This window comes from Pseudomonas lurida (assembly GCF_013522705.1).
Classification (GTDB): domain Bacteria; phylum Pseudomonadota; class Gammaproteobacteria; order Pseudomonadales; family Pseudomonadaceae; genus Aquipseudomonas; species Aquipseudomonas quebecensis.
Map to the genome: position 1 here is coordinate 76,007 of NZ_JAAMRE010000008.1, position 14,718 is coordinate 90,724.

At 61.4% G+C, this 14,718-nt stretch carries 14 protein-coding genes; 8 read left to right on the plus strand and 6 right to left on the minus strand.

From position 1 onward, the window contains the following. The first annotated feature begins 7 nt into the window (after positions 1-7). From G7025_RS09425 to G7025_RS09440, 4 genes are all read left to right on the plus strand, one after another. Positions 8-700, plus strand: a complete 693-nt coding sequence (locus G7025_RS09425) for a fimbria/pilus chaperone family protein (protein WP_181078431.1) — start codon at positions 8-10, stop codon at positions 698-700. 103 nt (positions 701-803) lie between these two features. Next, entirely contained in the window at positions 804-3,224 is a 2,421-nt protein-coding gene (locus G7025_RS09430) for a fimbria/pilus outer membrane usher protein (protein ID WP_219855241.1), read from the plus strand. A gap of 11 nt (positions 3,225-3,235) precedes the next feature. Next, positions 3,236-4,375, plus strand: a complete 1,140-nt coding sequence (locus tag G7025_RS09435) for a DUF1120 domain-containing protein (protein WP_181078435.1) — start codon at positions 3,236-3,238, stop codon at positions 4,373-4,375. 18 nt (positions 4,376-4,393) lie between these two features. Then, positions 4,394-5,041, plus strand: a complete 648-nt coding sequence (locus G7025_RS09440; protein ID WP_181078437.1) for a DUF1120 domain-containing protein — start codon at positions 4,394-4,396, stop codon at positions 5,039-5,041. Here G7025_RS09440 and G7025_RS09445 read toward each other — a convergent pair. Then, the gene (locus G7025_RS09445) at positions 5,038-6,303 is read right to left on the minus strand and encodes a CynX/NimT family MFS transporter (RefSeq protein ID WP_181078439.1); all 1,266 of its coding nucleotides are present in this window, start codon (positions 6,301-6,303) and stop codon (positions 5,038-5,040) included. The genes G7025_RS09440 and G7025_RS09445 overlap by 4 nt on opposite strands. Continuing rightward, a complete protein-coding gene (locus G7025_RS09450) occupies positions 6,293-6,952 on the minus strand; it encodes a FadR/GntR family transcriptional regulator (RefSeq protein ID WP_181078441.1) in 660 nt (219 codons plus the stop codon). Before G7025_RS09450 ends, G7025_RS09445 begins: the two co-directional genes overlap by 11 nt. Before the next feature lie 159 nt (positions 6,953-7,111). Between G7025_RS09450 and G7025_RS09455 the strand changes: the two genes are divergently transcribed. Beyond that, a complete protein-coding gene (locus G7025_RS09455; protein WP_181078443.1) occupies positions 7,112-7,423 on the plus strand; it encodes a type II toxin-antitoxin system MqsR family toxin in 312 nt (103 codons plus the stop codon). Next, complete coding sequence (locus tag G7025_RS09460; RefSeq protein WP_181078444.1) at positions 7,420-7,902, plus strand: type II toxin-antitoxin system MqsA family antitoxin; 483 nt, start codon at positions 7,420-7,422, stop codon at positions 7,900-7,902. The genes G7025_RS09455 and G7025_RS09460 overlap by 4 nt, the downstream gene beginning before the upstream one ends. A 49-nt stretch (positions 7,903-7,951) precedes the next feature. On the opposite strand, the gene G7025_RS09465 is transcribed toward G7025_RS09460, so the two are convergent. The 4 genes from G7025_RS09465 to G7025_RS09480 form a co-directional block, all read right to left on the minus strand. After that, a complete protein-coding gene (locus G7025_RS09465; RefSeq protein WP_034096008.1) occupies positions 7,952-8,716 on the minus strand; it encodes an amino acid ABC transporter ATP-binding protein in 765 nt (254 codons plus the stop codon). 11 nt (positions 8,717-8,727) lie between these two features. Beyond that, a complete protein-coding gene (locus G7025_RS09470) occupies positions 8,728-9,825 on the minus strand; it encodes an amino acid ABC transporter permease (RefSeq protein ID WP_181078446.1) in 1,098 nt (365 codons plus the stop codon). Positions 9,826-9,835: 10 nt separating this feature from the next. Next, positions 9,836-11,017, minus strand: coding sequence for an amino acid ABC transporter permease (locus tag G7025_RS09475; protein WP_181078448.1), 1,182 nt, complete (start codon positions 11,015-11,017; stop codon positions 9,836-9,838). A gap of 72 nt (positions 11,018-11,089) precedes the next feature. Next, positions 11,090-12,121, minus strand: a complete 1,032-nt coding sequence (locus tag G7025_RS09480; protein WP_181078450.1) for an amino acid ABC transporter substrate-binding protein — start codon at positions 12,119-12,121, stop codon at positions 11,090-11,092. Positions 12,122-12,466: 345 nt separating this feature from the next. On the opposite strand from G7025_RS09480, the gene G7025_RS09485 reads away from it, so the two are divergent. Further along, entirely contained in the window at positions 12,467-13,123 is a 657-nt protein-coding gene (locus G7025_RS09485) for an alpha/beta hydrolase (RefSeq protein ID WP_181078451.1), read from the plus strand. A 102-nt stretch (positions 13,124-13,225) separates the two neighbouring features. Continuing rightward, positions 13,226-14,689: an ATP-dependent RNA helicase RhlB gene (rhlB, locus tag G7025_RS09490; protein ID WP_370694744.1), complete on the plus strand. Its 1,464-nt coding sequence runs from the start codon at positions 13,226-13,228 to the stop codon at positions 14,687-14,689. The last annotated feature ends 29 nt before the right edge of the window (positions 14,690-14,718 follow it).

Below are 14,718 nucleotides of genomic sequence, written 5' to 3' on the forward strand. Positions count from 1 at the left end.
CTGCGTCATGACGACAACCTTGTTGAAAATCGCGGCACTGGCCTTGCTGATCAGTACACAGGCACTGGCCGACGGTATGGTCCCGGAGACATCCGTAGTGATCGTTAATGAAGCGGATGGGGAGGCCGCCGTTTCGGTCACCAACACCGACAGCCAACTGGCACTGCTGCACGTCACCCTGGAAGATATTCCCGAGGACACCGAGCCGTTGCTGGTGCTGACCCCGCCGCTGTCGCGGGTGGAAGCCTCTGCATCGCAGTTGGTGCGCTTCATTCTGCAAAACCGGCAACCGTTGCAGACCCAACGTCTGAAAAGGGTGATTTTCGAAGGCATGCCGCAAGGCCGCCCCGCCACCGAAGCCGGCCATGCGCGAGTCGGGGTGACGGTACGGCAAAACCTGCCCGTCATCATTCACCCCAAGGGGCTTGCTCCCAATCGCACTCCGTGGACCGGGCTGACCTGGTCGCTCAAAGGAGGCTCCTTGCAGGTGCGCAATGACACCCCGTACGTGGTGCGACTGGCTCAGGAGCTGCGCCTGCTGCCCGGCGATGGCAAGGCCATGTTGCCACGCACCTATGTGCTGCCGGGGGAAACCCTTAGTGTGCCGGCAACAGGGGGCGCGGCCAGCAAGGTACGCCTGCAGCCGGCGACGGTGTATGGCTTTGCCGTTTCCGCCTACGAAGCGCCTATCACCTTCTGAAAAAACCAGGCGCCACCGCGCCTGCACAACGAAGTGACGGCTCAAGGACCGTCACCGGGACACCCAGGTATCCCTTACTCGAGTGCATTTCGTGAAAACAGTATTGAGTTACCGTGACGGCGAAGCCGTGCCCAATGCGCCCACCCGACTGACCTTAGCGGCGACGCTGTTGGCGTGCGCCTTGTGGCCCGCCAGGGTGTGGGCCGATGAACGCCCTGAGTTCGATGCCAAGACCTTGCTCCAGCGCGGCATTGACCCGCAACTGGCCAGCCTGCTGTTGGACTCACCGCGTTTCGCCGCCGGCCGCCACGCCGTTACCCTGCACGTCAATGGCCAGCGCCGTGGCCGAGTGGAAGTCAGTTTCGACCAACAGGGCACCCTGTGTTTTGACCACGCGTTGCTGGAGGCCGCCAACCTGGTGAACCCAGGCGACGGCGAGCGCTGTAACGACTTTCTCGCCCGGTACCCGCAAAGCCTGGTGGAGCCGGACCCGGCCACGCTCACGGTTTCGCTGGTGGTGCCGACCGAGGCTCTGCGTCCGCTGCGGCAGGACGTCTCCGGGTATCAAACCGGTGGCTTCGCGGGTTTGCTCAATTACGATCTCACCGGTTTTTACAATCGTCTGGGCGATGATGCCAGCCGCTTCGGCTCGGCCAATACCGAGGTGGGCTTCAATGCCGGTGACTGGATCGTGCGCAGCCGCCAGGTGAAAACCTGGCAGGACGGGCTAACGCGCAGCACCCACCTGGAGGCCTATGCCCAACGCACCTTCGCCAGCCATCAGGCGGTGGTGCAGGCCGGGCAGATCAACCTTTACAACCCGGTACTGGCGGGTGCGCAGATCACCGGGGTACAGGTGCTCACGGAGCAGGCGCTTCAGGAGCAGGGCCAGGGCGCGACCATCAACGGCATCGCCGACAGTCCGGCGCAGGTCGAGGTTCGCCAGAACGGCGCATTGATTCATTCCACGGTAGTCCCCGCCGGGCCGTTTTCGCTGACCGACGTGCGACGCTTGAACACGCGCTCGGACGTCGAAGTCACGGTCAAGGAAAGCAGCGGCGGCGAGCGGCGTTTTACCGTGCCGGCGGCCATGCTCGGCCTCGGTCTGCCCGCCCCCGGCTATTCGGTGGCGGCCGGACGCGTGCGCACTATCGGGGATGCCCGAAGTGACAACCCGTGGGTTGTCAGTGCTGGCTGGACGGGCGCCGTGCACCCGCAATTGACCCTCGGCAGCGGCGTGCTCACGACCAGCGACTACAGTGCCGTCGGACTGAGCCTGGGCTGGCTGCCGTGGCTGGACGGCCAGATCCAGCTCTCCAGCCAGGTCGCCGACGCCCGCGACGGGAACAGCGCACGCGGCGTGCAAACCGACCTCGCCTGGTCGCAGCGGCTCAATGAACAATGGTCGTTCAGCGCCGCCAACTCCTGGCGTACGGCCGGCTATCGCGAGCTGGAAGAAACCACATACGGGGCTGAAACCAGTCAACAACGGCGCTCGCGCTATCGCGATCAACAAAGCCTTACCTTGGGCTGGGCCCATGCGTGGCTGGGGGCTTTCAGTGTCGGCGCTTCGCGTTCCAGCAGCTTTGATGGCAACAGCAGCAGCCGGGGGCTGGCATCGTGGGGCACCAGCGTCGGCGGGGTATCGCTGTCGGCCAGTGCCGAGTGGCAGATGGGTGGGCGCCAGCAGCAGGACAACGCGGTCTACCTGAACGTCAGCGTACCGCTAGGCGCAAGCCGCCGGGTTCGCGGCTGGGTGCGCAACTCAGACGGCGAACAGCGCACAGGGTTGGGCCTGAACGAACAGGTCAACGATCAATTTGGCTATCGGCTCAGCGCCGAGCACGACACCCGTGACCAGCAGGTGGAAACCACACTGGGCGTCTCAGCCCTGCCGCGCTACAGCCAACTGGACTTCAGCTACAGCCGCTCTGACGCCGAGCGATCGAGCTACCAGGGCGGCGCGCGCGGCGGCGCAGTGCTGCATGGCGGCGGGGTCACGTTGTCGCCGTATCCAGTGCGCGACACCTTCGCCGTGGTCTCGGTGGGCGACATGAGCGGCATCAAGCTCAACACCCCCAGCGGCCCGGTCTGGACCGACTGGCAAGGCCAGGCGGTGGTGCCCCAGGTCAGCGCTTACGGCCGCAGCCCGGTCGAAGTCCACACCCGCTCGCTGCCGCGTAATGCCGATATCAATAACGGCCTGGCGATGATCTCCGCCGGACGCGGCGCCGTGGACCGGGTTGAATTTGGGGTGTCGCTGACCCGCCGGGTACTGCTGACCGTCAGTGACGATCGGGGCGCCCCGCTGCCGCGAGGCGCCACCGTCAGCACGGCCACCGGCGAGTTCGTCACGCTGGTCCAGGACGCCAGCCAGGTATTCCTGCCCAACGTACTGGATCAAACCACGCTGTGGGTCACCACCAGCGCCAACAAGCGCTGCGAATTACGCTTCAACCTGCCGGAAAAAGGTGATCCATCGGTGTATTTCGAAACCGCATCCGCGCGCTGCCACACGCCTTGAGGAAAACCGACATGCCGCTTGAAAACCGCTTGCGACACCTGAGCGCCTGGTTGCTGATCGGTGCCTTGGGCACCGCCCAGGCCCAGGACGACTGCCAACTGACCATCAGCGAACCGTTACTGGACTTCGGCCTGATGAACCGCACGGCGCAAAAAGATAGTGCACCCCAGCGGTGGCTTGGCGAACGCCGGTTGAGCGTGCACTTCAATTGCCCGCAACCGACCGATATGAGCCTGTTCTATCGCGCGCTGGCGGCAGGCTCGCAACGCCTGCGATTTACCGAACATGGCAGTTATGAAATACAGGCTGGGGATGGCGTGCTGGATGGCCAGGCCGTCGAGTTGGGATTGCTGCCCGCCAACGGTCAACCCCCCGTGCTCAATGGCGCAGTATTGAACTGGCGGGCTGACCACGGCATCGCTCCGGTACAAAACGGCTCGGTATTAACGGGCAGACGCTTTTCACTGCAGTTGACTGTCGGCGCCTGGGCCGATGTCGGCGCCACCCATGTTCGAGACGCCACCACTTGGGAGGCCTATGGGACATTTCACAATGGCCGCAGCGGCTACTCCCAGGAACTCACATTGCGTGCCCACTTCACCCCCGTCGCCTGCCGTCCGCTGCTGTCCAACGATGGCTTGGTGGATTACGGCACCTTGCTGGTCAAGGATCTGAACGCGACCAGCGAAACGCCACTGCCTACTCGCACCTTGCAGCTGTCCATCAGCTGTGACGCGCCGGCACGTTTCGCCCTGCGTATGCACGACAACCGCCAGGGCTCCGCCACCGGTGGCACCGACGAGACCGCCTACGGCCTGGACCTGGATAACAGCCAGAACAAGATCGGCCGTTTTTACCTGACTATCGATCCGGCGGAATTCACCGCCGACGCGTTCGCCAGGCTCTATCGCACCGACTCCACCAGCGGTGGCGCGGCCTGGAGCAGTTCCAGTTCACGACAAATCCCCATGGCCGCCAACAGCATCATGGGTTTTACCGACAGCACCGGGAGCACACTCGGCCCGGTGGCGATCCAGAATCTGTCCGGCACCATTCGCATCAAGACCTATCTTGCGCCGACCCAATCCCTGGACCTGCGCAACGTGGTGTACATCAACGGCTCCGGCACCCTCGAAATCATCTACCTGTAATCCCCTGGAGTGCACATTATGAAGATGCGTCGCATCGCAGTTTCCTTCCTGCTGCTGACCAGCGCCCAGTACAGTCTGGCCGCGTCCACGGTGGACCTTAGCGTCAATGGTGCGATAACGCCCACCGCATGCACACCCCGGCTTTCAAGCGCAGGCGTGATCGACTACGGCAGGATTTCCCAGCAGGATTTGAATATCGACAGGGGCACGCGCCTGGCGGCCAGGCATCTGCAAGTCAGCTTGTATTGTAACGGCGCGAGCCGCTTCGCCCTGCGCATGCGTGACAACCGTGACGGCACGGCCATGGTCAACAGTGAGATTTACTACGGGTTGGGGCTCGACAACAGCGGCAATCGCATTGGCCTGTATTCCATGACATTCGATCCGCGCCAAAGCCTGGTCGACAGTGCAACGCAGGTCTACGGCACCGAATCCACCACCGGCGGCGTGGCGTGGCGTACCGCCAACTTGAATCCCATCGATATCGGGGCCAACAGCTATCTGGGGTTCACCGACATCGAAGGCAGCACCAGCGGGCCATCGGCAATTCAGGAGCTGATCAGCACGGTCAAGGTCGACGCCGTGATCAATGCCAGACAGAACCTGGACCTGAGCCAGGACGTGCGACTCGACGGCTCGGCAACCCTGGAGGTGGTGTACCTCTAGCGCGCTTCGGTGCTCACTTGCACATAGCGGGCACGGCCGGCGCCCAGCCCGGCGATCGTCGCCCCCAGGCCAAGCACGGCGAAGATCCAGCCCACGGCCGTCCAGCCGCCGGTCCAGTCGTGCACCAGGCCGACCGCCAATGGGCCGAGGGACGCCAGGGTGTAGCCGATGCCCTGGGCCATGCCTGACAGGTTCGCCGCCACATGGGCGTCGCGCGAACGCAGCACGATCAGGGTCAGCGCCAGACTGAAGGTGCCGCCCTGCCCCAGGCCCAGCAGGATCGCCCAGCCCCATAGCCCGTCGAGCGGCGCATACAGGCAACCGAACAGGCCGCCCAGGGTCAGCAGCATCACCACCACAATGGCCAGGCGCTGGTCCTTGCCACGCGTGGCCAGCCACGGCGCGGCCAGGGAGCTGGCCAGTTGCACGAGCACCGAGCCGGACAGCACCAACCCCGCCTCGGTCGCGCTGAGGCCACGGCCAATCAGGATCGACGGCAACCAGCCGAACACGATATAGGCCAGCGACGATTGCAGGCCCATGTAGAGGGTGACTTGCCAGGCCAACGGGTCCGCCAGCAGCCCCCGCACCCGATAAGCGGCCTGATGAGCACCGTGTTTCTGGCCGGTCTGAGGCAGCCAGAACAGCGCCGCCACCACGGCCGGTACCATCCAGAAGCCCAGGCCGATGCTCCAACGGTCGCCAAAGTAATGACTCAACGGCACCGTGGCACCCGCCGCCAGCGCCGCGCCCAGGCACAGCGCCATGGTGTAGACGCCGGTCATGGCGCCGGCCTGCCTGGCAAAGTCGCGCTTAACGATCCCCGGCAGCAGCACGCCGATGATGCCGATACTCGCCCCGGCGATCAGGCTCCCGATAAACAGCCCGGTTTCACCGAACGAGCTGCGCAGAACGATCCCCGTCGCGAGCATCAACAGAATCCCCAGCACCACCCGCTCGGCACCGAAACGCCGCGCCAGGATCGGCGCCAATGGCGCAAACAGGCCCAGGCACAGCACCGGCAAGGTCGTCAGCAGACCGGCCTTGGCCGCCGACAACCCCAGGCTGGCGGACACGTCGCTGAGCAACGGTGCCATGCTCGACAAGGCCGGGCGCAGGTTCAGCGCCACCAGGATCAGCCCCAGCAGTAGCAGCCACGGGCGCTGGACCACGGGGTGACTGTGCTGTACCTGGTCGTCATCGGCCTCGGCGTCGATCAACAGTTCTTCGAGTTCGTTTGTGCGTCGGGTTTCAAGGTTCATTGATCAACTGCCGGCAGAGGGATTGGGCGCGTTCCGGGTCCTGGTGTTCCACGGCGTCGAGCAGGGCGGTGTGCAGATCGAATACCGCCTGACGACGCGGTGAGGTGTTCAAGGTCTGGCGCAACTGGGCGGCGACGACGCTGGAAAAGTAGTGGTACAGCTCGCTCAACGCAGGGTTGTGGGCGGCGTCCACGAGGCGTTTATGGAACACCAGGTCGGCGCTGATGTAGGCCTCCAAGTCACCCTGGTACAGCTCGCCGCTGGCCTTGAGCGCCGCACGCACCTGTTCGAGGTCCTGCTCGGTACGGCGCAGCGCCGCCAGGCCGATGGCTTCCACTTCCAGAATCCGCCGCGTTTCCTGCGCCTGCTCCAACGTGCAATGGGACAGCGCGCGCATCGTGCCCAGCGGGTCGGTCATTGAACGCAGGTAACTGCCGTCACCCTGGCGGACCTCGATCAACCCCGAAAACGCCAGAACGCGCATGGCCTCGCGCACGGTATTGCGGCTGATGCCGAGTTCAGCGCATAGCTCGGGTTCGGTGGGCAGGCGTTCGCCGATGGCCCATTTGCCTTCGCTGATGCGCCAGCGCAATTGCTCAAGGGCCTGGTCCACCAGGGAGCGTTTGATCAACGGGGCGATGTCTGTCATGGGATGCGTAATTTCGTCCAATCATAGGATGAATTTTCCCACAGCCTATTCAGAGTTGCCTACAAACGCAACGCACTAGGGTTCTTACGCAGGAAAAGGAGCAGTATTTTCGATTGGTAAAATTACCCTTAGAGGGTAATTATTAGGCTCAGGTGTCTTATGGAAAAGTACACACCTCATTACGATTTGGCGGTGATAAAGGCGGATGTCAGGCGACTTGGGGAAAAGGCATTTACCTCAACGGCGAAGATCACGGGGAGGAAACTCGGCTTTGAGATCCATGAAATGCAAGAGGTCGTTTTTCAATTGCAAACCAGGATGTTGTACAAATCGATGACTACCTATGCAGACCATAAGGTCTGGCAGGACGTGTACCACATCAGTTCACACGGCATGGAGATTTACATAAAGGTCACTTACGGCTCAGGTGGTAACCCACCGGTAATCTCCTTCAAGGAGTGCAGCTCATGAAAACTCAACAGTGCTTTATATGCGGTACGCCCGAAGGCATGACTCGGTTCGAGGGCCGTAGCGAGACCATTAGCGTCAAAGGGATGGAGCGTCGTGTCGATGACCTTTCTGGCTGGGAATGCCATGCCTGCGGCGACGGCATGTATGATCCGGACAGTGCGGAGCGTCACGCAAAAGCTGGTGATGAACTCGTCCAGGCTGCGCGGACAATGATCGGTAACGAGATGAAACGTATCCGTCGCAAGCTGCACCTTACCCAAAAAGAAACCGTGCAGCTGTTATCCGGAGGCGGTCACAACGCTTTTTCACGGTATGAGCGCGGTGAGCTTCTGCCACCGAAGCCACTGGTTCTGTTGATGCGATTACTCGACCGTTACCCTCATTTGCTCGCCGACGCCAAGGTATTGGCCGAAGGCGCTGACCTGCGGGGCTTCACTCATACCGTGAACACAGGGCAGAAGGCACTGAAGGCCTGCTGAACAGAAACAATAAACCCGGCCAGGCCGGGTTTATTGTTTCAAGCATCGATCAATGCAGAATCTGGCTCAAGAACAGCTTGGTCCGATCATTCTGCGGGTTGTCGAAGAAGTCATTCGGCGCCGCTTGCTCAACGATCTCGCCCTTGTCCATGAAGATCACGCGGTTGGCCACGGTGCGGGCGAAGCCCATCTCGTGGGTCACGCACAACATGGTCATGCCGTCTTCGGCCAGGCCGATCATGGTGTCCAGCACCTCTTTCACCATTTCCGGGTCGAGTGCCGAAGTCGGCTCATCGAACAGCATGATTTTCGGCTTCATGCACAAGGCACGGGCAATCGCCACACGCTGTTGCTGGCCGCCGGACAACTGCCCCGGAAACTTGTGGGCCTGCTCCGGGATGCGCACGCGCTCCAGGTAGTGCATGGCAATTTCTTCGGCCTTGCGCTTGGGCATCTTGCGCACCCACATCGGCGCCAGCGTGCAGTTCTGCAGGATGGTCAGGTGCGGGAACAGGTTGAAGTGCTGGAACACCATGCCGACTTCACGGCGGATCGCTTCGATCTGCTTGAGGTCGTTGGTCAGCTCAACGCCATCGACCACGATGCGGCCCTGCTGATGCTCTTCCAAGCGGTTGAGGCAGCGGATGGTGGTGGACTTGCCCGAACCCGACGGGCCGCACAGCACGATACGCTCGCCCTGCTTGACGTTCAGGTTGATGTCTTTCAACACGTGGAACTGGCCGTACCACTTGTTGACGCCCTGCATCTGGATAATGCCTTCAGGGCCCACAGGCTGTTTGATTGCTTCGCTCATCAAAAGAACTCCTAACGCTTGTGGCCTGTGTCGAGCTTGCGTTCCAGATGCATGGAATAGCGCGACATACCAAAACAGAAAATCCAGAACACCAGGGCGGCGAACACGTAGCCTTCGGTGGCCATGCCCAGCCATTTGGGGTCGGCGGCGGCTTGCTTGACGCTGTTGAGCAGGTCGAACAGGCCGATGATGATCACCAGGCTGGTGTCCTTGAACAGCGCGATGAAGGTGTTGACGATCCCTGGGATCACCAGCTTCAGCGCTTGCGGCAGGATCACCAGGCCCATGCTGCGCCAGTAACCCAGGCCCATCGCCGCGGCAGCTTCGTACTGCCCTTTAGGGATGGCCTGCAAGCCGCCGCGCACCACTTCGGCGACGTAGGCCGACTGGAACAGGATCACACCGATCAGCGCCCGCAGCAGCTTGTCAAAGTTCATGCCTTCGGGCAGGAACAACGGCAGCATTACCGAGGACATAAACAGTACGGTGATCAGCGGCACGCCGCGCCAGAACTCGATGAACGTCACGCAGACCACACGAATCGCCGGCATGTTGGAACGTCGCCCCAAGGCCAACACGATGCCCAGCGGCAGGGCGCCGGCGATACCGACGGTGGCGATCACCAGGGTCAACATCAGGCCGCCCCATTGGCTGGTGGCCACGGTGGCCAGGCCAAACACACCGCCATGCAGCAGGAAGAAGGCGATGATCGGGTACAGCACCAGGAAGCTCAGCCCGTAGATCGCCTTGCGCGGGAAGCGCGAGATGAACAACGGTGCCACGCCGACGATGGCCAGCCACACGGTCAGGTCCACGCGCCAGCGCAGGTCGCCGGGGTAGTAGCCGTACATGAACTGCCCGAAGCGCTGTTGGATGAACACCCAGCAGGCGCCCTCCTTGGTGCAGTCGGCGCGGGTAGTGCCGACCCAGTTGGCATCCAGGATGGCCCAATGCAGGATCGGCGGCACCACCAGGTACACCAGGTAGATCGACAGCAAGGTCAGCAGGGTGTTGAGCCAACTGGAAAACAGGTTGGCGCGCATCCATGCCATCGGCCCGAAGACTTTGCTCGGCGGCGGCATATCAGGTTTGAAAGTATGCGAACTCATGTGCGTTTCCTCACCGCTCGATCAGCGCAATGCGCTTGTTGTACCAGTTCATCAGCAGAGAAATGCTGATGCTGATCGCCAGGTACACGCTCATGGTGATGGCAATGACTTCGATCGCCTGGCCGGTCTGGTTAAGCACCGTGCCGGCGAACAGCGAAACCATTTCCGGGTAACCGATACCGGCGGCCAACGACGAGTTCTTCGCCAGGTTGAGGTATTGGCTGGTCAGCGGCGGAATAATCACCCGCAGCGCCTGCGGGATGATGACCTTGCGCAGCGTGGGACCGTTGCGCAGGCCCAGGGAGCGAGCGGCTTCGGTCTGGCCGTGGCTGACGGACTTGATGCCCGAGCGCACGATCTCGGCGATAAACGCCGCCGTGTACACCGTCAACGCCAGGGTCAATGCCAGCAGTTCGGGGATCAATACCCAGCCGCCGACGAAGTTGAAGCCCTGCAGCTTGGGCATTTCCCAATGCAGCGGTGCGCCGAAGATCAACGCGCACAGCGCCGGGATCAGCACGAACAGCGCCAGGCCCGCCCAGAATTTATGGAACGGAACGCCCGTGGCTTCAAATCGCTTGTTGGCCCAGCGCGCCATCAGCACGATTGCCACGATGGCCAGCACCATGCTCGCCACGAACGGCCAGAAACCATCAGCGGCGAGCGCTGCCGGCATATTCAGACCACGGCTGCTGACAAAGAAGGTGTCGCCGAAATTATGGCTGTTACGCGGCCCTGGCATGGTCAGGAACACCGCGAAGTACCAGAACAGGATCTGCAACAGCGGCGGAATGTTGCGGAAGATTTCCACGTACACCGTCGCCAGCTTGTTGATCATCCAGTTCGACGACAAGCGTGCCACGCCGACGATAAAGCCGAGCAGGGTCGCCAGGATCACGCCGATGAACGTCACCAGCAAGGTGTTGAGCAAGCCGATCACAAACACCCGGGCATAGCTGTCCGATTCGGTGTAGTCGATCAAATGCTGCGCGATGCCGAAGCCGGCACTGCGTTCAAGAAAGTCGAAACCCGAGGTGATGCCCCGGTGCTGAAGGTTAGTCTGGGTATTGTTGAAGAGGTACCAGCCCAGCGAGACCACCGCCACAATCGTGATGATCTGGAAGAGCCACGCACGCACTTTGGGGTCGCTGAAGCTGAGCTTCTGCTTGGGTGCGCCGATTTGATTTTGCATGAAGTGCCCCGGAAAGAATGGAACAGAACATCACCCGGCGGTTGGCCCACCGGGTGACAGAACCATCAGCGATCAGCGCACAGGCGGTGCGTATTGAATGCCGCCGTTGTTCCACAGTGCGTTCAGGCCACGGTCGATTTCCAGCGGGGTGCTCTTGCCCAGGTTGCGCTCGAACACTTCACCGTAGTTACCCACTTGCTTGACGATTTGTACGACCCAGTCCTTCTTCACTCTCAGGTCTTTGCCGTATTCGCCGTCCGCGCCGAGCAGGCGGGCCACGTCCGGGTTCTTGGTGGACTTGGCTTCAGCTTCGACGTTTTTCGAGGTGATACCGGCTTCTTCAGCGTTGAGCATGGCGTAGCCTACCCAGCGCACGATAGCCAGCCACTCGTCGTCACCGTTACGTACGACCGGGCCCAGGGGTTCCTTGGAAATGGTTTCCGGCAGAACCACGTAGTCTTTCGGCGCGGCCAGCTTGCTGCGCTGGGCGAACAGTTGGGACTTGTCGGAGGTCAGCACGTCGCAACGACCGGATTCCAGCGACTTGGCGCTTTCGTCGGAGGTGTCGAAGGTGATCGGGGTGTATTTCAGACCGTTGCCACGGAAGTAGTCGGAAACGTTCAGTTCGGTGGTGGTACCGGCCTGGATGCAGATGGTTGCACCGTCCAGTTCCTTGGCGCTTTTTACGCCCAGCTTGTTGTTAACCAGAAAGCCGATGCCGTCGTAGTAGGTAATGAAACCTGGAAATTTCAGGCCCATGCCGGCGTCGCGGGAGCTGGTCATGGTGGTGTTACGGGACAGAATGTCGACTTCGCCCGATTGCAGCGCGGTGAAACGCTCCTTGGCATTCAACTGGCTGAATTTGACCTTGGTCGCGTCGCCGAATACGGCAGCCGCCACTGCGCGGCACACGTCAGCGTCGATCCCCAGGATCTTGCCGCTGGCATCCGGTACCGAGAAGCCCGGCAAGCCGTCACTCACGCCACATTGCACAAAGCCTTTCTTCTGCACGGCGTCCAGGGTAGCGCCGGCTTGGGCGAAACCGCTGACACCCAGTACAGCGGCCGCGCAAACGATGGCCAGGGTGGATTTCAATACCTTCATTCAAACCTCCAGTTGCTCTTGTTGTGTCGGAGCTCGAACCCCACCGCACCCTTTTGAGGCGACCTTGACCCGTGTTGGCTTTTTTTGGGGTCAAACAGTAAGAGGCTGTCGCTGTAAGTCCAGTTGCTATCCCGAAAGCGGCAGTCACTGATAGTGTTACCGTCACGGAAGAGACCTGACATCGACATGTGCATAGCAAGCGCCGTACCAGAGTGAGGACGGAGTTGCTTCAACCTATGGTCAAGCACTAAAGAGTCAAACTTGCGACATTTTCGTAACAGATAAACCTACTACGCACCGTTGCGACGCACCCTATCGGAGCGCACGCACATTTTTGGAGCAGACATGACCGAACCCTTGATTCTTGAGCCCGCCAAGGCAGCTGACGCCTGCGTAATCTGGTTGCATGGCCTGGGGGCCGATCGATATGACTTCTTGCCTGTAGCCGAACTCCTACAGAAAAATCTAACGTCGACCCGTTTCGTTTTACCCCAGGCCCCAACCCGCCCGGTGACGATCAATGGCGGCTATGAGATGCCCAGCTGGTACGACATAAAGGCCATGAGCCCGGCCAGGTCGATCAGCCTGGAAGAGCTGGAAAGCTCGGCAAAAACCGTTATGGATTTGATCGAAGCGCAAAAAAGAACCGGGATAGACGCTTCGCGGATTTTCCTCGCGGGGTTTTCCCAGGGTGGCGCCGTGGTCTATCACACGGCTTTCCTTAAATGGCAGGGGCCCCTGGGTGGCGTGATTGCCCTCTCCACTTACGCGCCGACTTTCGATGACGCACTAGAGCTGTCGGCCAGCCAGCAGCGCATTCCCACTCTGTGCCTGCACGGCCAGCACGACAACGTGGTGCAAAACGTCATGGGCCGCACAGCAATGGAGTACTTGAAGCACCATGGTGTCACCGTGACATGGCGGGAATACCCAATGGGCCACGAAGTGTTACCCCAGGAGATCAGCGAGATTGGCACGTGGCTGAGCGAACGCCTGCGCTGAAAGCCTGGCGTTATGTAGCCGTATGACAGACGCACTACGCCGCGCCCGTTTCTTGCATTACACTGGCCGGCGTATATTCCTTAACCAATTAATGAGATCACCGTGCTCGAAGCACTCAAGAAGATGTTCGGCAAAAGCGAGGCTGAGCCGCTCGCGCCTGTTCCCAGCGCCCCTGTCCCGACACACGGCAGCCGCAGTGACGGTCAACAGCCCGGCCGGACCGCACCTGCCGTCCAGCCCGATAAGCCGACGGTGATGGCGCCCCAACAGGCAACGCCTGCTCAAGCCGCCCCAGCCCCTCAGCCCAAGGCCCCACGGCGTGAACGCGCGCCCAAACCGCCGGTCATCCCGTGGAAACTCGAAGACTTCGTCGTCGAACCTCAGGAAGGCAAGACCCGCTTCCATGATTTCAAGCTGGCCCCGGAACTGATGCATGCCATCCAGGACCTGGGTTTCCCGTACTGCACACCGATCCAGGCACAGGTGCTGGGCTTTACCCTGGCCGGCAAAGACGCCATCGGCCGCGCCCAGACCGGCACGGGCAAGACCGCTGCGTTCCTGATCTCGATCATCACTCAGTTACTGCAAACGCCGCCGCCCAAAGAGCGCTACATGGGTGAACCGCGCGCGCTGATCATCGCGCCTACCCGTGAACTGGTGGTGCAGATTGCCAAGGACGCCGCCGACCTGACCAAGTACACCGGCCTCAACGTCATGACATTCGTCGGCGGCATGGACTTCGACAAGCAGCTCAAGCACCTCGAAGCGCGCCACTGCGACATTCTGGTGGCCACCCCGGGCCGCCTGCTGGACTTCAACCAGCGCGGCGACGTGCACCTGGACATGGTCGAAGTGATGGTGCTGGACGAAGCCGACCGCATGCTCGACATGGGCTTTATCCCGCAGGTGCGCCAGATCATTCGCCAGACCCCGCCAAAGGCCGAGCGCCAGACCCTGCTGTTCTCCGCGACTTTCACCGAAGACGTGATGAACCTCGCCAAGCAGTGGACCACCGACCCATCGATCGTCGAGATCGAAGCCGAGAACGTGGCCAGCGAAAATGTCGAGCAGCATATCTACGCCGTGGCCGGCGCCGACAAATACAAACTGCTCTATAACCTGGTCAATGACAACGGTTGGGAGCGGGTGATGGTGTTCGCCAACCGCAAGGATGAAGTGCGCCGCATCGAAGAACGCCTGGTGCGCGATGGCGTCAACGCTGCGCAACTGTCCGGTGATGTGCCGCAGCACAAGCGCATCAAGACCCTGGAAGGTTTCCGCGAAGGCAAGATTCGCGTATTGGTGGCCACCGATGTGGCCGGCCGTGGAATTCACATCGACGGCATCAGCCACGTGATCAACTTCACCCTGCCGGAAGTGCCTGACGACTATGTGCACCGGATTGGCCGTACCGGCCGCGCGGGCGCGGCGGGTGTGTCGATCAGTTTTGCCGGTGAGGATGACTCCTACCAGTTGCCGTCGATCGAGGCGCTGCTGGGCCGCAAGATCAGCTGCGAGACACCGCCGACGCATCTATTGCGAGCCGTGGAACGCAAACGCCCCTGAGCTGAATGCGATAAGCTGATTTTGAGATA